The organism is Streptomyces sp. NPDC085866, from assembly GCF_044541035.1.
Classification (GTDB): domain Bacteria; phylum Actinomycetota; class Actinomycetes; order Streptomycetales; family Streptomycetaceae; genus Streptomyces.
Map to the genome: position 1 here is coordinate 287,621 of NZ_JBITSQ010000004.1, position 16,404 is coordinate 304,024.

Here is a 16,404-nt window from a genome sequence, read left to right on the forward strand (position 1 = left end):
CCCGCGGTCCGTATCATCCAAAACGGACCACGGGTCCGTATCGTACGGGACGGAGGATCCCTTGCCCACACACACCTCAACGGACGTGCTCTACCGCCACAGCCTGCGCCTGCTCCTCGCCAAGGACATCCCCGCCTGGGTCGGCCTGTGGGCGGAGGACGGCGTCATGGAGTTCCCCTTCGCACCCCCGGGTTGGCCCGCACGGCTGGAGGGCCGAGAGGCCGTCGCCGCCTACATGCGCGACTACCCCGACCACATCGACCTGCACGGCTTCCCCGATCTGCGGATCCACCGGACCACCAGGCCGGAGACGATCGTGGTGGAGATGTGCGGTGTGGGCCGCCTGGTCGGGACGGGGAGTCCCTTCGACATGACCTACATCGCCGTCGTGTCCGTCCAGGACGGGCGGTTCACCTCCTACCGGGACTACTGGAACCCCCTCGCCGTCCAGCAGCCCGGCCTGGACTTCACCGGCAGCGGTGCCCGATGACCGTCACGGGCACCACCCTGGTCATCGGAGCGACCGGCACCACCGGCAGCCGAACCGTCGCCGGGCTGATCACCGCCGGCCAACCCGTCAGGGCCGCGAGCCGTCGGGCCGCCCGGATCGCGGGCGCGGAACCGGTCCGCTTCGACTGGTACGACTCCACGACCTTCGGCGACGCCCTCACCGGAGCCGAACGCGTCTACCTCGTCCCGCCGGTCGGTGACCCGGACCCGGCCGCGGTCATGCTGCCCTTCCTCCGCCGGGCCCGCACCGTAGGCGTACGCCGCGCCGTACTCCTCAGCTCGTCGGCCATCCCCGAGGGCGGCCCGGGAGTGGGAGTGGTGCACCGGGCCCTGCCCGGTCTGTTCGACCAGTGGGCGGTACTGCGGCCCTCCTGGTTCATGCAGAACTTCACCGGCACGCACGCCCACGCCCACAGCATCCGTGCGGACGGGGTCATCCTGACCGCGGCCGGCACCGGCCGGGTCGGCTTCGTCGACGCAGACGACATCGCCGCCGTAGCGGTCCGTGCTCTGACCGACGGCCGCGCGCCCGATGCCGACCTGATCCTGACCGGTCCGGAGGCGCTCAGCCACGACGACGTCGCCCGCGTCCTCACAGAGGTCACCGGCCGCTCGGTGACCCACCGGCACCTGACGTACGACCAGATGCGTGACCGTCTGGCCGTGTCCATGCCGCTGGAGTTCGCCACCATGCTGGCCGGCCTGGAACGTGCCATCGCCCAGGGAGCCGAGGACCGGACCACCGAGACCGTCCAGCGCCTCACCGGCCGCCCGCCGTACAGCTTCCGGGCGGTGGCCGAACGCGAGTTGGCAGGGGACGGAACCCGGCTTCGGCCGGCCCCGGACGTCTGTCCGACCCGGTAGGCGAGGACGATCGTGTACGTCTCAGCGGCGCCGCGCCCCCACCGATCGGCGCAACCGCCGTACCGCTGAGGCGAGTTCGGCTCCGGCGGCCCGGCCGTCGGAGGGTGAGGCCGGTTCCGGGACCTTGGCGGCGGCCGCCCAGAGGGCGAGTTCCGGATCCCGGGGACCGTACGCGGTGTGCGGGACACCGTCGTCGAAGATCCGTACCGGATGGGAGGCGTCCCAGGGCTGCCAGCCCGGGTCCCCGGTCGCGGCGAACCGTACCCAGGCCGCGTGCATCGCGGCGCTCAGCTCCGACGGGGCTCCCTCGCCGGCCAGCCTGGCGGACTCCGGGACGTCGCCGGTGTCGAAGACGAACCCGAGTTCCAGGGCGTGGCAGGCGGCGAGGCCGGGGAGGCGGGACGGCCAGGCGAACTCGTAGAGGTACGAGGTGCCGGGGCGGGCGTCGGCCAGCCGGTGCAGCGGGCCCCGCAGCAGGTGGTCGGTGACCATCTGGCCGACGATCTCGGAGGTACCGGCGTCGGGGTGCAGGGTGCGGTAGCCGCGCGGGACCTCGTGGCCGACGTGGCAGCGGGCCATGGCACCGGCCAGGGCGACGGGGCCGAGCCGGTCGACGCGCTCCAGGAGTCCGCCGGGCACCAGCCACAGCCGGTACTCGTCCCGGGTCCAGCCCATGAGGAGATCGATGCCCCGGGCGGCCTCGCCGTCGACGAGGGCCTGGAGCGGATCGCCGGGCACCAGGTCGCCGTCGACGACGATGCCGAAGGCCGGGCCGCCCAGGACGGGGCTGCTCAGCCGCCCCACCTCGGCCTGGGTGCGCAGCAGCAGGTCGCGGTCGACGGTGGCGAAGGCCTCGGCGGTGGCGGGGACCTTCAGCCGGGCGGCCATGCGGCGCACCATGCGCCGTACCTTGTCGCGTTCCGAGGCTTCCGGCGGCCCGCTCTGCAGGACCGCACGGCGTATCAGACCTTGGGCCTGAGGTGCGGCGATCAGGGCTCCGACGCTGATGGCGCCGGCCGACTGTCCGCAGAGGGTCACGTTGCCGGGGTCGCCGCCGAAGGCCGCGATGCTCTCGTGCACCCACCGCAGGGCGGCGAGCTGGTCGCGCAGGCCGGGGTTGGGCGGCGCGTCCGGGAACAGTCCGTAGCCCTCGACTCCCAGCCGGTAGTTGACCGAGACACAGACGACTCCGTCGCGGGCGAAGGTGCGCCCGTCGTAGACGGGCACGGCCGAGGATCCCCTGGTCAGGGCGCCGCCGTGCAGCCATACCAGGACCGGGAGTCGAGCGCCGGGGCCCGGCTCGGGGGTCCACACGTTGAGGTTGAGGCAGTCGTCGCCGGGGATGACGGGGTCCGACAGGTACTGGGCGAAGGCCTCGGAGTACGGGGGTTTCGGCGCCGTCGGCCCGAAGGCTCCGGCATCGCGTGTCCCGGCCCAGGGCTCGGGCGGCTCGGGCGGCCGGAACCGCCGGGGGCCGAAGGGCGGGGCGGCGTACGGGATGCCCCGGAACACCGCGACGCCGTGCTCGAACCGGCCGCGTACGGCCCCGTGGGGCGTGGTGACGACGGGGGCCGTCCGGTCTGCCGTCATCGCCCACCAGCCCTTCGCCGTGCTCGTGCACCGTTTACATCAGAGCACCACATCCCCCGGATGTATTCCGGTGCACAGACCCCACGCTGGGCCGTTCGGGCTACGTCGGTCCATTTGGCGTACATGAGGGTGCCGAAGCCGAGCCGGTCGTGTCCGCCGGAGGCGGAGCCGTGGTCCCCGCCTCCGCCCTCGGGGGCCACATGCATGCCCGCCGCAGCGGCGGGTACGACCCCTCCCGTACGGGGGCGTCGCGGAAGCGGCTGAAGAGCGAGGGGTGTCGGAAGTGATTCGAAAGCTGCAGGCGGTCGCGCTGGACTGCGCCGATCCGGTACGGCTCGCGGAGTTCTACGCGGAACTGCTCGGCGGGCGGGTGGTCGCGGATCCGGAGGATTCCGACTGGGTCGAGGTGCACGGGTTCGAGGGGACGCCGCTGGCCTGCCAGCGGGTGGACGGCTACCGAGCGCCCGAATGGCCCGGTCAGGAGCGCCCGCAACAGCTCCACCTGGACTTCGACGTGGACGACCTCGACGGGGAGGAGAAGCGGGCGCTCGCCCTCGGCGCGACCGTGCTGGAGCGGACGGACCAGCTCCGCCCGGAGGCCAACTGGCGGGTGTACGCGGACCCGGCCGGCCATCCGTTCTGCCTCTGCCTCCACTGAGTCCACCGGCCCACCGCAGTCACTGGGGCACGGCGTCAGGATCGGCCGTCGGGCGGGGACTTCGGCCCCGGGTTCGATCAGCCAGGTGCAGCCCAGCGACAGGGCCGGTGCCAACTGAGGCGACCGCATATTGGTTTGCCGCCGTCCGGTCCGGCCGTATAGGAAGTTTGCATGCTAAGAGGCAGCAAGGTCGGGCTCAGGGCCCGGCACGAGGACGACATCCCGATCCTGCACACCGAGCTCTACGACGACGTGGTCAACTCCTCGCGGGCCGAAGGCGGGCCGTGGCGGCCGATCACGCCGGGCTCGAACGATCCGCGGCTCGTGGTGGACGACAAGAATCAGGGAAGCGTCCCGTTCTCCGTGGTGGAGCTGGAGGGCGGCACGCTGGTCGGCACCGCGACGCTGTGGGGCATCGACAACCACAACCGGTCCGCGCACATCGGGCTGGGGCTGCTGCCGTCCTCCCGCGGCAAGGGCTACGGCACCGACGTGGTCGCGGTGCTGTGCCACTACGGTTTCGTCGTGCGCGGCCTGCAGCGGCTGCAGATCGAGACGCTGTCGGACAACGCCGCGATGCTGCGCTCCGCCGAGCGCAACGGCTTCGTCCGCGAGGGCGTGCTGCGCTCCTCGGCCTGGGTGTTGGGCGAGTTCCTGGACGAGGTCCTGCTCGGGCTCCTCGCCCAGGACTGGAAGCCGGACCCGAAGGGCTAGAGCCTGTCCGGGTGTGGGCAGCGCATGCCGTCCGCACGTCGACACGCGCATCGTGACGCCACGACCTTCCCGCCCTGTTCGAAGTTTCGAAAGTCCCCCGTCCGCCATCCCGCGAATTCCCATGTCTTCACGCCGTGTTGACGCGCATCTATCGTAGGAAGCGCTTTCTCCATGCTCGGCGAGCAGGCTACGGAAGCAGCGTTGGTCGCAACTTTCGGTGGCCCAAGGGCGGGTCGGAGAGGCGGGTTCCCTATGGTCCGTGCGGTGAGTGCGAGCGTGGCGGCCGGGCCGACGCTGGCGGTGGTCGCCCGCGAGGCGGGGGTGTCGGTGCCGACCGCTTCGAAGGTCGTCAACGGACGGGAAGATGTGGCTCCGGAGACTCGGCGCCGGGTCACCGAGGCGCTCGACCGGCTCGGGTACGTGCGCAGACCCCGTTTCGACGCGACGAAGACCCCGGCCCTGGTGGACCTGGTGGTGCACGCGCTCGACAGTTCCTGGACGGGTGCCGTACTGCACGGAGTCGAGGAGGCGGCGTACGAGGCGGGCCTCGAGGTGGTGGTCTCGGCGGGCCTGAACCGCACCCGGGGCGACCGCCCCGAGCGCGACTGGCTGGACAAGCTGACCGCGCGCGGTTCCTCGGGCGTGCTGTTCAACCTGGCGGAGCTGTCCCCGGCCCGGTACGCCTGGCTGGACCACCACCGCATCCCGTTCGTGATGATCGATCCCGTGCACGAGCCGCCGGCCGGAGTGATGTCGGTGGGGGCCGCCAACTGGCAGGGCGGGGTGAGCGCGACCGAACATCTGCTGGCCCTCGGACACGAGCGGATCGCGGTGATCGCCGGCCCGCGGCGCAGGATGTGCAGCAGCGCCCGGGTGGCGGGCTACCGCTCGGCCCTCGCCTCGGCCGGGGTACGACACCGCGCCGAGTACGTGCGGCACGCCGGGTTCGAGGAGCCGACCGCCCGCCTGCGCATGCACGAACTCCTGGACCTGCCGCAGCCGCCGACGGCGGTGTTCGTGTGCTCCGACCGGATGGCGTTCGGCGTGTACACCGCACTGGCCGAGCGAGGACTGAGGGTGCCGGACGACGTCAGCGTGGTCGGCTTCGACGACCTGCCGGAGGCCCGCTGGGTCACCCCGGCGCTCACCACCGTCCGCCAGCCCCTCGCGGAGATGGCGGCGACCGCGTTGCGGCTGCTGGTGCGGATGATGCAGGGGGAGCGCCCGGAGGGGACACGGACGGAACTGTCGACCCGGCTGGTGCGGCGGGCGAGTACGGCCGCGCCTCCCGCCGCCCGTTCGGCCGCATCGCGGTGACCACCCCGAACCCCGGGTTGTTCACCGGGCATGAATCCCACCACGCGCACCGCGGCGGCCCTCGCCGCGGCCGCCGTCGCTCTGGTCACCGCCTACGGCACCGCCCAGGCCGCCGGCCGCACCCTCGCCCCCGCACAGCACCGCACCACCGTGGTCGCGCCCGGCGACGGCGAACACGACCCCGAGGAGGACGTCGGACTCGACGAGAACGGCCGCCCGGACCTGGATGAGTGAGTCCGCCGCCTTCCGTGGTCGTAGGCGATCGGTGAAGACACCGGAATCACTCGTCTAGGCGTCCTTGTTGGCCTTGAGCTTCTGCCACACACTGCTGAGCGCTTGCAGGTCGCCCTCGTCCAGGAGGTCCGTGAAGACGGGGGCGAGGCACTCGCGGCGGGTCGCGTCGGCCGCCTCGAAGAGCCGATGACCCTCGGGGGTGAGCGAGACCTCGACGGAGCGGGCGTCGCGGGCCGAGGGGGTACGGGCGACGAGACCGCGGCTCTGGAGGGCGTCGACGACGCGCGAGACCTGGCTGCGGCTGAGCATGGTGCTGTTGCCCAGGACGGAGGCCGGAACGGGGTCGGGGCTGGAGGCCAGCCAGAGCAGAACCTCGAACCAGGAGACCGGAAGATCGTGCGCCTTGCTCAGGGCGCGGTCCACGCGGTCCGTCAGGACGGTCCCGGCCCAGACCAGCCCGTAGAAGGCGTGGTCCGCCACCGGCATCTCCGCCTGCGCGAGCTTCTTCTTCGGCATGTCGTCAGCTTACCGGTTGCGTGTACACGCACGTAAGTCCATTATGGTGTGTGTACACGCACTCAAATGCGCCGAGATTCCGTGCCCCGAAAGGCCACCCCCATGTCTTCCCACTCCCCCAAGGTCGTCCTCATCACCGGCACCTCCTCCGGCATCGGCCTCGCCGCCGCCGTCTCCGCCGCACGCGCCGGCTGGACGACGGTCGCCACCATGCGCGACCTCGGCCGCTCCGACGCCCTGCGCAAGGCCGCCGCCGAGGCGGGCGTGCAGGTCGACATCCGCCGGCTCGACGTCACCGACGAGGCCTCGATCGCGTCAGCGATCGATGGCGTGCTCGCCGACCACGGCCACCTGGACGCCGTCGTCAACAACGCGGGCGCCGGACACCTCGGCACCCTGGAGAACGAGTCCGTGGCCGAGGTCCGCAAGGTCATGGAGGTCAACTTCTTCGGCGTGCTCAACGTCTCGAAGGCGGCCATGCCCCACCTGCGCGCCACCGGCGGCCGTCTGATCACCGTGACCAGCGTCGGCGGCGTCATCGGACAGCCCTTCAACGAGGCCTACTGCGCGGCCAAGTTCGCCGTCGAGGGGTACATGGAGAGCCTGGCCCCCGTGGCCGCGGCGCACGGCGTGTCCGTCTCCGTGATCGAGCCCGGCGCCGTCGCCACCGAATTCGTCGCCAACGTCGGCGTCGACCTGGAAGGGGCCGTAGCCGCCGCCGGGGCGTACGCGCCTCAGCTGAACGCCTACCTGAACCGCACGATCTCGCAGTTCCTCGACGGCGCGCAGACCGCCGAGGGCGCCGCCGAGTCGGTGATCGAGGCTCTGACCGCGGACGAGCCCGCCTTCCGCCTCCAGACCTCCGACTGGGCCCGCGGCTTCGTCGGCACCAAGCTCACCGACCTGGACGGCTCCGCGGTCCTCGGCATGACCGACGGCTGGGTCGCCTGACCCACCCGCCCCAGCACGGCGGAGGGAGGGGGAACGGGCCGGGCATCCCCCGCAGAAAAGGGCCGGACATCCTCCGCACGGGGTGCCCGGCCCTTTGCGATCGGTCTGTCTCAGTCCTCGTCGTCCCGCTCCAAGTCGCCGAGGAGGGCCTGGATGGCGTCCACCGCGCTGCCGTCGTGGTCGCTGCCCGCGGTGCCCTTTCCGGTCTGCACGTTGGCCGTCCGGTCGACCTCCAGGATCGAGTCGGCCTGCGAGTTGTCGATGACGGTGATCAGACTGCTTCCGTTGGCCACCGCGGGCGCGGCACCGGTTGCGAGGAGCGCCGCCGCGATCACCGTGGCCGCCCCGAGCCGGGGTCCGGCGCCACCCGTCACACGCCCACGCCCTCGGGCTGCAGCCGCTCGCGGGCGATGTTCCGTTCCAGCAGCGTGGTCGACGCCTTCACACCGACCCCGCCGGCCGGGTCCACCTGCGGCAACCGCCCGTCCGCCGCCTTCAGCTCGCCGAGCGCCGAGTCCATCGCCTCGTGCGCGGCGAACAGGCAGGGGGTGCTGTAGATCGCGACGTCGACCCCGAGGTCGGACAGCTCGGTCAGCGACAGCCGGGGCGACTTGCCGCCGGCGATCTGGTTGAACAGCAGCGGCTTGCCCCCGACGACCTCGCGGATGCGCTTGATCCACTCGACGCTGCGCACTCCGTCGACCAGCACCACGTCGGCGTCGGTCGCGGCGAGCCGCTCGGCCCGGTGCAGGATGTCGTGCTCGTCGGTGGCATCCGTGCGGGCGACGACCACGAGGTCCTGACGGGTGGCCAGAACCTTGTCCAGCTTCTCCAGGTACTCGTCCAGCGGCAGCACCTGCTTGCCGTCGGCGTGCCCGCAGCGGCGGGGCCGCTTCTGGTCCTCGAGGATCACCCCGGAGGCACCGATCCGTTCCAGTCCTTCCACCACATGACAGGCGACCTCGGGGTCGACGTACCCGTCGTCGATGTCCACCAGCAGATGGTGGTGCGGGAACGCGCCCCGCAGTCGCTGGACGAACGCGACCATGTCCGGCCACGCGATGAATCCGATGTCCGGCAGTCCGTAGTACGACGCCGCGAAGCCGAAGCCCGAGACGAACATGCCGTCGTAGTGGTTGGCCGCGATCGAGGCCGAGTACATGTCGTACACGCCGATCAGCGGTGTGGTCCCGGGCCCGGCGATCCGCTCGCGCAGCTTTGTCCCGTAAGTCAAGGTCCGGCTCCTCCGGTGGGTGGGTGACGCGGGACCCGGGGGTCGGGTCACCGCGTCTCGACGCCCTTTGCCAAGACAAGAGCATCTCTAGATATGCACGTGACCCATCCAATAGGCCAGCTTTACTCACCCCAATGGCGGAGCAGGTTCACCGCAGAAACGTCACTCGCAGAGCCGTCCTGCCCAGGCGATACCGCCGCTCAGGTGGGTCAGGAAGGCCTCGTCCCGATAGGCCTCGGCGGCGTGTCCGAGGGCCGTGTAGAACACCCGCCCGTCCCCCTGACGGCGGCACCAGGCCAGCGGATGGTCGGCTCCCATCCCGCCACCCTCGTACGACGTCTCGTCCGCCCGCAGCAGCACCCGCACCCGCCTTCGCGGACTGGACCGGAAGTCGTACCACTCGTCCGTGAACTCCCAGACAGCCGGCAGCCGCCTTGTCGCGGGATGCCCCGGGTCCTCCACCACGGCCTTCCCGGGTTGATACTCCGGATGCCTCTCGAAGCGGGCGCCGAGGAGTTCGCCGTAGTACGGCCACCCGTACTCGGTGCACGCGGCCGCGTGCACCCCTACGAAGCCGCCGCCCGACTCGACGTATCCGCTGAGCCGTTCGCGCCCGGCGGGCGTCAACACGTCACCGCTGGTGGAGAGGAAGACGACGGCCCCGAATTCGTCCAGCGGGCGCTCCAGATCCGTGGGGTTCTCCGTGTGCTCGACAGCGAACTCCCCCAGTGCGCGTAGGGCGTTGACGGCGTCCGGGATGGAGTCGTGGCGGTAGTCGGTCGTGCGGGTGCAGATCAGCAGCCGAGTCGTCATGGGGTCGAGTCTCGATGTTCACGGGACTCGAGTCACGCTCCGTGTCCATCATGCTGCACGTGGGTTTCCGACCTCCAGGACGACAGGGCGTACGACCTCGCCCGGGCAGCCCTGCTGCGGCTCGTCGAGCGCATCGGTCCCGACCACAGGCACTCAGCGCACGAGCGATCGTGCCGCTCAGGTGTTCCGCACAGGGGTGTCGTTCCCGTACCCTCCCCCGGAATGAAGCCCATTCCTCCGCTGTTGGACCATCTCGTTCTCGCCACGCCCGATCTGGCCACGACCGTGGCCGAGTTCGCGTCGCGGACCGGGGTGACGCCCGCCCCCGGTGGGGTGCATGTCGAGCTGGGTACGCGGAACTACCTGGTCGGGTTGGGCGGCCGGAGTTACCTGGAGATCATCGGGCCGGATCCGGAGCAGCCGGAGCCGGTGGAGCTGCGGCCGTTCGGGGTCGACCGGCTGGCCGGGCCGGCCACGGTGACCTGGGCGATCAGCCCGCCCGATCTGGAGGCGGCGATCGCGGCCGCCCGTGAGCGGGGATACGACCCCGGGCCCGTCCACCCGATGAGCCGTCGCACTCCCGACGGCACCCTGCTGCAGTGGCGGCTGACCGACAGCGGCAGCGGGCACCCCTCCGGGCTGGTGCCGTTCCTCATCGACTGGGGTGAGTCGGTGCATCCGGCGGCCTCCGGACTGCCCGTCACCCCGCTGCTGGAGGTGCGGGCCACCGTGCCCGAGCCGGAGGAGTTCCGGCCCCTGCTGTCGGCGCTGGGCACCGAACTCACCCTCCACGAGGGGCCGTTCAAGATCTCCTTCACCGTTGAGACGCCGGAAGGGCCGGTGACCTTCGGCTGACAGCCCGGGATGCCCTGCGTGTCGTGGGTCGGGGGTGATTGCTCGCCACACCGACGGCTGCCAGCATCGGGGGGTGGTTATGGTCCTCCCTGGCTGGGTGTGGCGAGGCGGTCCGGTTCGCAGGGCGTTGATCATCGGACTTTCGGCCGGTGTCTTCTTCGGCGCGTTCGTGCTGGCCGAGTCGGAATCATGGGTGGGCGCAGCCGCGGCGGTTCTCGTGCTCGGACCCTTCTACGGGATCAGGGTGGCCCGACGGATGGGCCGGGTCTGGCCCGGCGCCGAGGACCTGGATCCCGCGGATCGGGCGGCAGTGGTGCGCGCCGCCCGCCGCGGTGAGGACATCGGTGATGCCCGGCTGGCGCCTGCCGTCGTCGACTACTGCAACGGCCTGCGGACAGCACGCGAACACGATCGCCTCCTCCTCTGGGTGGCCCTGGTCCTCACCGGGCTGGCGGTGGCTCTCGCGCTGATCGACACCTTCTCCGGATCGACTCGGGAGGCATGGGTGTCGTGGCTCTTCGTGCTGTTCTTCCTGGTGGAGCTGACGTGGTGGCCCCGCAGGAAGGCACGCGTCATGTCCCGTGCCGAACAGGCGGAGCGGCTGGCCCGTGTCGCATTGCGGCACCGGAATTCTCCTGGTGACTGAGACGGGCTAGGACACGCGGAACTTCGTGGGGTTCTGCAGCTGGAGGTAGAGCCTGCGCAGCCACGGCTCACGTACGGCGGGCAGTCTGGCCAGCGTGTACAGGAACAGATGGCGGTCGGGCCGGAACGTCCACCCCGGGCGCAGGGGAAGCGGGTCGTCGCGCTCGACGCCGCAGGGCAGTCCGCCGGTCACCGGCAGGCGGGGCAGGTCCTCGGGGAAGGCCAGGCCCAGCCACACGTCGGTGGGCAGCGGTACGATCGCCGGGTTGCCGGGCGGCTGCCACGCCTCGCCGGTCTGCGGGTGCACCGGGACGAGGGCGATGTCCACGTCCGACGCGCCTGACACGGGCAGGCCCGGGCCGGTCAGGGCCAGCGTGCGGGTCGGCCGCCCGGGCGGGAGCAGGGCGTCGAGTGCCCGGCCGAACATGTCCGTGACGAGTCCGCCGGGCAGGGCCACACGGGCGCCGGCCGAAGCCACCAGCAGATGGGCCAGGGCCACACCGGCGGCCGCCTCCCACTGCGGGCTCCAATACCCGGGCTGCTCGACGGGCGGCGCGCCGTGTCCCTCCTCGACCACGGTCCCCCAGTCGGTGATCCGGGGAGCGGGACCCGGAACGCGGCGTACGGCGCTGGGGTTCAGCCACACCGCCTGCCAGATCGAGCAGTCGTCCATCCGGGTCGCCACCGGCCGGTCGCACTCCTCGCAGGCCAGGTTGGGGCCGTCTCTGCCGTCAAGGCCCATGCAGTAGCCGTCATGGCCCGGGATCGGCACGGTGCCCCGGACGTCGCCCGGCGCGACCACGACCGCGCCCGGCGGCCCGGAGAAGAGGGAGTACACCGGGGCGAACACCCCCAGGGCCGCCGCCCCCTCCTCGCCCACCTCGTCCCAGGGAATCCAGGGCCCTCCCCGGGGCTCCGGGTCGACGGCGTACGTTCCCGACTCCATCAGCGCGGGGAGCATCTCGTGCCCGAAGTGGTGCCGGGCCCGCACGGGAAGCGCCACCCTCGACACGGGCACGGTCAATTCCGTACCGCAGTGATCACACACGAACACGTCGGCCAACAGCCACTCCCCCACGATCGAACGGATGGATCATTCCGGCCGTGAGAGGCGGGTGCAACCGCTTATCCGCCGCTGCCGCCGTGTCCGATTCCTTCAAGACCGGGCCCCCGGCTCCTGCCTACGGTGAGCCCATGACTCCACGATTCGCCGTGATCGGCGTGGTGGCCTCCGACCTGGCCGCCTCGCTCGCGTTCTACCGTCGCCTCGGGCTGGTCTTCCCCGAAGGGGCCGAGGACCAGCCGCATGTCGAGGCCGAGCTGCCCGGTGGTCTTGTGCTCGCGCTGGACACCGAGCAGACCGTCCGCTCGTTCCACTCCGGTTGGCGGCCGCCCGCCGGCGGGGGCCGGGTCGGGCTCGCCTTCCGGTGCGGCTCGCCGGCCGAGGTCGACTCCGTGTACGAGGATCTCGTGGGCGCCGGGTACCACGGGGAGCTGAAGCCGTGGGACGCCTTCTGGGGGCAGCGGTACGCCACCGTGCACGACCCCGACGGCAACGGCGTCGACCTGTTCGCGCCGCTGGACGCCGAGTAGCTCCCCGAGCGGCATGCCCGCCAACTGGCGTACGTCCCGGGCGAGATGGGGTTGGTCCGCGTATCCGGCGCGGGCCGCCGTCTCGGCGTACGGGACGCCGGAGCGGGCGAGGGACAAGGCGCGCTGCAGGCGCAGGACGCGGGCCAGGGTCTTGGGGCCGTAGCCGAACGCGGTCAGGCAGCGGCGGTGCAACTGGCGGGCTCCGATGCCGAGTTCGCCGGCCGTCGCCGCCACCGGGCGGCCCGCGTCCAGGCACTCCACCAGGCGGCGCAGGAGCGGGTCGGGGGCCGGCGCCCGTGCGGCCCGGTCCAGGGCGATGTCCTCCAGGGCCGTCACCGGGTCGGGCGCCGCCTCGATACGGTCGCGCAGCCGTCGTACCCGGGCGGCCGGCCACAGCTCCGTCAACTCGACGCGGGCGTCGCGCAGTTCGTGGGCCGGTACGCCGAGCAGGGCGGGCGCGGTGCCGGGGAAGAAACGGATGCCCGCCCAGGCACGGGGCGGGCCCCCGGGGACGTACGGGCGGGTGTCGGGTCCGGCGACCAGCAGCCGGCCCTCGCTGAACAGCAGGTCCATGCAGCCGTCGGGCAGTACCGGGCGGACACCCTTCAGGTCCTCCAGGTGCTCCGGGGTGCGCTGCCACACCACCGCGCCGGTCAGTCGGGACGGCCGCTCCTCGTACACGTACGCCAGGCTACGCCGCCCGGGTCCGGTGCTCCTGGGGGCTGACCCCGTACACCCGCTTGAAGGCGCTGGACAGGGCGAAGGCGCTGCCGTAGCCGACCCGGCGGGCGACGGCGGCGAGGGTGTCCTCGGTGTCGCGGAGCCGGTCGGCGGCCAGGGCGAGGCGCCAGGCGGTGAGGTAGGCCATCGGGGGTTCGCCCACCAGCTCGGTGAAGCGGCGGGCCAGGGCCGCGCGGGACACCCCGGCCTTGGCGGCGAGCGAGGACACCGTCCAGGGGTGGGCCGGGTCGTCCTGGATCAGGCGCAGGGCGCGGCCGACGACCGGGTCGCCGAGGGCCTGGTACCAGGCGGGTGCAGCCGCCTCGGGGCGGGAGAACCAGGCCCGCAGCGAGCTGATGACCAGCAGGTCGAGCAGGCGGTCCAGGACCACCTCCTGGCCGGGTTCGTCGCGGACGATCTCCTCCATGAGCAGCGGGGTGAGCGGGCACTGCCACACCTCGGCGGGGAGAGTGAGCAGCGGGGGCAGGGCGTCCAGCAGGCGGCCGCTGATCTCGCCCTGCATCAGGTAGGTGCCGATCAGCATCACGGTCGGGGCGTCCGGGCGGTCGCCCCAGGTGCGCACGCCGAGGTCCATGGAGCCCTTCAGGGCGCTGCCGTCGGGGTAGCGGCACTCGCCGCCGGGCAGGATCAGCGCCTGCGGGGCGGTGCCGGGGGTGTCGGCGCAGGTGTACGGGTCGGGCCCGCGTGCGATGGCCAGGTCGCCGGGGCGCAGCCGGACCTGCTCGCCGCCGTCGGGGGTGACCCAGGCCTCGCCGCGCGCCATGAGCATCACCGTCAGTGGGGCGCGGTCCTCCACGCGGACCGCCCAGGGCGGCTCGAAGCACGCGCGGATCATGAAGGCGCCGTGCGCGCGGGGGCCGTCCAGCAGGCCTGCGAGGGGGTCCCCCCGCGTGAGCATGTTCGAGCGTGGGGGAGCGTCCATGGGCTCAGCGTAGACGCGCGCATATGTGGGTGAGCCGATCGGCGATGGCCCCTTGGCCGGGGCCGCAGTTGACTGGCGGACATGATGCGGAACACGGGTGGGACACAGGGTTCGACGGTGGTGGTGACCGGCGCGTCCGGTCGTACGGGCAGCCGGGTCGCCGAGGCCGCGCGGACGGCCGGCTGACGGTCCGGGCGGCCTCGCGGGCGCGGGGTTTCGACTGGCGAGACCGGTCGACGTGGGAGCAGGTGCTGAGCGGCGCGGACGCGGTCTACCTGTCCACCCCTCGGACGTGGGGGGCGCCGGACGCGGCGCAGACGGTCGGGCGCCTGGCCCGCGAGGCCGTCGGTCTGGGGGTGTGACGGCTGGTGCTGTTGTCGGCACGGGGCGGGCGGGAGACTGGCGGCAGGGCCTAGGGAGCAGGCGCGGGGCGGGCGGGAGACTGGCGGCAGGACCTAGGGAACGGGCGCGGCCCACGGAGGAGGCGCTGTGGGCGTCGGGGGCGGACTGGACGGTCGTACGGGCCGCCTGGTTCGCGCAGGACTTCAGCGAGGGCCCGTTGGTCGCGGAGCTGCGGGGGTACGGGGAGCCGGTGTTCCCGGCCGGGGCCGTGCGGGAGCCGTTCGTCGACGCGCGGGACGTCGCGGACGTGGTCGTGGCGGCACTGACCGAGGGCGAGCGGTACGTCGGACAGGTGGTGGAGGTCTCCGGGCCACGGCTGCTGACCTTCGGCGAGGCGGTCGCCGAGATCGCGGCGGTGACCGGGCGGCAGCTGTCGTACCGGGCGGTGCCGGCCCGGGAGTACGGCGAGCGACTGGCCGGCTTCGGAGTGCCGCCCGAGGAGGCGGACTTCCTGGTCGGCCTCTTCGAGAGCCTCCTCGACGGCCGCAACGCCCATCTGTCGGACGGCGTACGCCAGGTCCTGGGCCGCGAGCCGCGGGACTTCGTCGACGTCGTACGGGAGAGTGCGGCGGCGGGCACCTGGAAGCCGTGACCCGGGTGCAGGCTGTCGGTCCGCCCGTCACTCGGCGTGCGGCGGTGCGCTCCCGTTCGTTCCGTTCGCGCCCTTCACCTCGTGGCTCTTGTGGGTGTGGTGGTGGGGGTTCTTCGCGTGGGTGCGCAGGCGGGCCGTGACGTCCTCCGGGGGCAGGAAGCGGGACCAGCGTTCGGGGAACTCGGACGGCATGTCGGGGTCGTCGGGGTCGGCCTCCCGGGCGGCGGCGACGCGGGCGACGTACTCGACGACCTCCGCCTCACGCAGCCGCTCGTTGGCGGCGCGGGCCGCGGCCGTGGCAGCGGCCGGCCAGACCCGGTCGATGGCGGCGTTCACCGCGGCACCGACGAGCACGGCGAAGGCCGACACGCCGATCCAGAGGAGGACGGCGACCGAGGCGGCGAGGGAGCCGTAGATCGTGGCGCCCTCGATGGTGCTGGTGAGGTAGATGCGCAGGAGGAAGCTGCCCAGGACCCACATGGCCAGGGCGACCAGGGCGCCGGGGACGTCCTCGATCCAGGGGGAGCGGACGGGCACGGACACGTGGTACAGGGTCGTCAGGAAGACGATGGACAGGACGATGACGACCGGCCAGTACAGGACCTGGACGACCGTCTCCGACCAGGGCACGACGCCCACCACCGCGTCCGGCCCGGCCACCATCAGCGGCAGCGCGACCGAGCCGATCAGCAGCGCCACGATGAACAGCAGGAAGGACATCATGCGTGTCTTGACGATGCCGCGGACGCCGTCGAGGCCGTACATGACGGTGATCGTGTCGATGAAGACGTTCACCGCGCGGGAGCCCGACCACAGGGCGAACAGGAAGCCGATGGAGATGACGTCGGGCCGGCCGCCCCTCATCACGTCGTGCAGGATCGGCTCGGCGATCTCCTTCACGCCCTTGTCGGACAGGACCGTGCGGGAGGCCTCCAGGAGGTTGTTCTCCAGGCTCTGGATGGTGTCCGCGCCGGTCCATGCGTCGACGTAGCCGAGGAGGCCGATGAGGCTCAGCAGCAGGGGCGGCACGGACAGCAGCGTGAAGAACGCCGCCTCGGCCGCCAGGCCCAGGATGCGGTACTCCATGCAGGAGTTGACGGTGTCCTTGAGCAGCAGCCAGGCGGTCCTGCGCTTGGACACGTTCCGGTAGAGGGCTCGGGCCCGGTGGAGCCGGCCGGCGGGCCGCTCGGGGGTTTCACTTCCTGGCTGCACGACCTAACGGTATCCGTCGTACGGGACCGCCCTCACCTTCC

The 16,404-nt window shown here is 72.1% G+C and carries 18 protein-coding genes and 2 pseudogenes; 11 read left to right on the plus strand and 9 right to left on the minus strand.

The window, feature by feature from the left end; all coding sequences use genetic code 11:
* The first annotated feature begins 61 nt into the window (after nucleotides 1-61).
* Nucleotides 62-490 carry a nuclear transport factor 2 family protein gene (locus tag ACIF83_RS11375; RefSeq protein ID WP_399725715.1) on the plus strand — a complete coding sequence of 143 codons (429 nt, stop codon included), beginning with the start codon at nucleotides 62-64 and terminating at the stop codon, nucleotides 488-490.
* Complete coding sequence (locus ACIF83_RS11380; RefSeq protein WP_399725718.1) at nucleotides 487-1,374, plus strand: NmrA family NAD(P)-binding protein; 888 nt, start codon at nucleotides 487-489, stop codon at nucleotides 1,372-1,374. Before ACIF83_RS11375 ends, ACIF83_RS11380 begins: the two co-directional genes overlap by 4 nt.
* Before the next feature lie 21 nt (nucleotides 1,375-1,395).
* Here the strand turns inward: ACIF83_RS11380 and ACIF83_RS11385 are convergent, their stop codons facing one another.
* Nucleotides 1,396-2,964 carry a carboxylesterase/lipase family protein gene (locus tag ACIF83_RS11385; RefSeq protein ID WP_399725721.1) on the minus strand — a complete coding sequence of 523 codons (1,569 nt, stop codon included), beginning with the start codon at nucleotides 2,962-2,964 and terminating at the stop codon, nucleotides 1,396-1,398.
* A 283-nt stretch (nucleotides 2,965-3,247) separates the two neighbouring features.
* Between ACIF83_RS11385 and ACIF83_RS11390 the strand changes: the two genes are divergently transcribed.
* From ACIF83_RS11390 to ACIF83_RS11405, 4 genes are all read left to right on the plus strand, one after another.
* Nucleotides 3,248-3,622 carry a VOC family protein gene (locus tag ACIF83_RS11390; protein ID WP_399725724.1) on the plus strand — a complete coding sequence of 125 codons (375 nt, stop codon included), beginning with the start codon at nucleotides 3,248-3,250 and terminating at the stop codon, nucleotides 3,620-3,622.
* 171 nt (nucleotides 3,623-3,793) lie between these two features.
* Nucleotides 3,794-4,336 (plus strand): GNAT family N-acetyltransferase, encoded by a 543-nt coding sequence (locus ACIF83_RS11395; RefSeq protein ID WP_393473308.1) that lies wholly within the window; start codon nucleotides 3,794-3,796, stop codon nucleotides 4,334-4,336.
* Between the two features lie 252 nt (nucleotides 4,337-4,588).
* Nucleotides 4,589-5,653: a LacI family DNA-binding transcriptional regulator gene (locus tag ACIF83_RS11400; RefSeq protein ID WP_399725727.1), complete on the plus strand. Its 1,065-nt coding sequence runs from the start codon at nucleotides 4,589-4,591 to the stop codon at nucleotides 5,651-5,653.
* Nucleotides 5,654-5,683: 30 nt separating this feature from the next.
* Nucleotides 5,684-5,887, plus strand: coding sequence for a hypothetical protein (locus ACIF83_RS11405; RefSeq protein WP_398138395.1), 204 nt, complete (start codon nucleotides 5,684-5,686; stop codon nucleotides 5,885-5,887).
* Between the two features lie 54 nt (nucleotides 5,888-5,941).
* Here the strand turns inward: ACIF83_RS11405 and ACIF83_RS11410 are convergent, their stop codons facing one another.
* Nucleotides 5,942-6,403, minus strand: a complete 462-nt coding sequence (locus ACIF83_RS11410) for a MarR family winged helix-turn-helix transcriptional regulator (RefSeq protein WP_399725730.1) — start codon at nucleotides 6,401-6,403, stop codon at nucleotides 5,942-5,944.
* 102 nt (nucleotides 6,404-6,505) lie between these two features.
* On the opposite strand from ACIF83_RS11410, the gene ACIF83_RS11415 reads away from it, so the two are divergent.
* The gene (locus ACIF83_RS11415) at nucleotides 6,506-7,354 is read left to right on the plus strand and encodes an SDR family oxidoreductase (RefSeq protein ID WP_398138396.1); all 849 of its coding nucleotides are present in this window, start codon (nucleotides 6,506-6,508) and stop codon (nucleotides 7,352-7,354) included.
* A 110-nt stretch (nucleotides 7,355-7,464) separates the two neighbouring features.
* On the opposite strand, the gene ACIF83_RS11420 is transcribed toward ACIF83_RS11415, so the two are convergent.
* The 3 genes from ACIF83_RS11420 to ACIF83_RS11430 form a co-directional block, all read right to left on the minus strand.
* Nucleotides 7,465-7,728, minus strand: coding sequence for a hypothetical protein (locus tag ACIF83_RS11420; protein ID WP_393473322.1), 264 nt, complete (start codon nucleotides 7,726-7,728; stop codon nucleotides 7,465-7,467).
* Nucleotides 7,725-8,588: an oxaloacetate decarboxylase gene (locus ACIF83_RS11425; RefSeq protein ID WP_393473324.1), complete on the minus strand. Its 864-nt coding sequence runs from the start codon at nucleotides 8,586-8,588 to the stop codon at nucleotides 7,725-7,727. The genes ACIF83_RS11420 and ACIF83_RS11425 overlap by 4 nt, the downstream gene beginning before the upstream one ends.
* A 162-nt stretch (nucleotides 8,589-8,750) precedes the next feature.
* Entirely contained in the window at nucleotides 8,751-9,401 is a 651-nt protein-coding gene (locus ACIF83_RS11430) for a ThuA domain-containing protein (RefSeq protein ID WP_399725734.1), read from the minus strand.
* Between the two features lie 222 nt (nucleotides 9,402-9,623).
* On the opposite strand from ACIF83_RS11430, the gene ACIF83_RS11435 reads away from it, so the two are divergent.
* Entirely contained in the window at nucleotides 9,624-10,256 is a 633-nt protein-coding gene (locus ACIF83_RS11435; RefSeq protein ID WP_393473330.1) for a VOC family protein, read from the plus strand.
* Between the two features lie 127 nt (nucleotides 10,257-10,383).
* Nucleotides 10,384-10,902, plus strand: a complete 519-nt coding sequence (locus ACIF83_RS11440) for a hypothetical protein (RefSeq protein ID WP_398138398.1) — start codon at nucleotides 10,384-10,386, stop codon at nucleotides 10,900-10,902.
* A 6-nt stretch (nucleotides 10,903-10,908) separates the two neighbouring features.
* Here ACIF83_RS11440 and ACIF83_RS11445 read toward each other — a convergent pair whose 3' ends face one another.
* Nucleotides 10,909-11,919 (minus strand): hypothetical protein, encoded by a 1,011-nt coding sequence (locus tag ACIF83_RS11445; RefSeq protein ID WP_399725738.1) that lies wholly within the window; start codon nucleotides 11,917-11,919, stop codon nucleotides 10,909-10,911.
* Between the two features lie 176 nt (nucleotides 11,920-12,095).
* Between ACIF83_RS11445 and ACIF83_RS11450 the strand changes: the two genes are divergently transcribed.
* Nucleotides 12,096-12,494 carry a VOC family protein gene (locus tag ACIF83_RS11450; RefSeq protein ID WP_393474090.1) on the plus strand — a complete coding sequence of 133 codons (399 nt, stop codon included), beginning with the start codon at nucleotides 12,096-12,098 and terminating at the stop codon, nucleotides 12,492-12,494.
* Here the strand turns inward: ACIF83_RS11450 and ACIF83_RS11455 are convergent.
* Nucleotides 12,486-13,175: pseudogene (locus ACIF83_RS11455) on the minus strand (helix-turn-helix domain-containing protein); the annotation flags it as partial. The gene ACIF83_RS11450 and the pseudogene ACIF83_RS11455 overlap by 9 nt on opposite strands.
* A 10-nt stretch (nucleotides 13,176-13,185) precedes the next feature.
* Nucleotides 13,186-14,157 carry an AraC family transcriptional regulator gene (locus ACIF83_RS11460; RefSeq protein WP_399725741.1) on the minus strand — a complete coding sequence of 324 codons (972 nt, stop codon included), beginning with the start codon at nucleotides 14,155-14,157 and terminating at the stop codon, nucleotides 13,186-13,188.
* An 81-nt stretch (nucleotides 14,158-14,238) separates the two neighbouring features.
* Between ACIF83_RS11460 and ACIF83_RS11465 the strand changes: the two are divergent.
* Nucleotides 14,239-15,151 (plus strand): annotated as a pseudogene (locus ACIF83_RS11465) (NAD(P)H-binding protein).
* Between the two features lie 27 nt (nucleotides 15,152-15,178).
* Here ACIF83_RS11465 and ACIF83_RS11470 read toward each other — a convergent pair.
* Complete coding sequence (locus ACIF83_RS11470; protein WP_393473342.1) at nucleotides 15,179-16,363, minus strand: YihY/virulence factor BrkB family protein; 1,185 nt, start codon at nucleotides 16,361-16,363, stop codon at nucleotides 15,179-15,181.
* Nucleotides 16,364-16,404: the final 41 nt, after the last annotated feature.

Bases quoted from the DNA above. Each gene is read 5' to 3' on its own strand.
- ACIF83_RS11380 (WP_399725718.1), top strand. From the start codon at position 487: ATGACCGTCACGGGCACCACCCTGGTCATCGGAGCGACCGGCACCACC.
- ACIF83_RS11385 (WP_399725721.1), bottom strand. From the start codon at position 2,964: ATGACGGCAGACCGGACGGCCCCCGTCGTCACCACGCCCCACGGGGCC.
- ACIF83_RS11395 (WP_393473308.1), top strand. From the start codon at position 3,794: ATGCTAAGAGGCAGCAAGGTCGGGCTCAGGGCCCGGCACGAGGACGAC.
- ACIF83_RS11400 (WP_399725727.1), top strand. From the start codon at position 4,589: ATGGTCCGTGCGGTGAGTGCGAGCGTGGCGGCCGGGCCGACGCTGGCG.
- ACIF83_RS11405 (WP_398138395.1), top strand. From the start codon at position 5,684: ATGAATCCCACCACGCGCACCGCGGCGGCCCTCGCCGCGGCCGCCGTC.
- ACIF83_RS11410 (WP_399725730.1), bottom strand. From the start codon at position 6,403: ATGCCGAAGAAGAAGCTCGCGCAGGCGGAGATGCCGGTGGCGGACCAC.
- ACIF83_RS11415 (WP_398138396.1), top strand. From the start codon at position 6,506: ATGTCTTCCCACTCCCCCAAGGTCGTCCTCATCACCGGCACCTCCTCC.
- ACIF83_RS11430 (WP_399725734.1), bottom strand. From the start codon at position 9,401: ATGACGACTCGGCTGCTGATCTGCACCCGCACGACCGACTACCGCCAC.
- ACIF83_RS11435 (WP_393473330.1), top strand. From the start codon at position 9,624: ATGAAGCCCATTCCTCCGCTGTTGGACCATCTCGTTCTCGCCACGCCC.
- ACIF83_RS11450 (WP_393474090.1), top strand. From the start codon at position 12,096: ATGACTCCACGATTCGCCGTGATCGGCGTGGTGGCCTCCGACCTGGCC.
- ACIF83_RS11460 (WP_399725741.1), bottom strand. From the start codon at position 14,157: ATGGACGCTCCCCCACGCTCGAACATGCTCACGCGGGGGGACCCCCTC.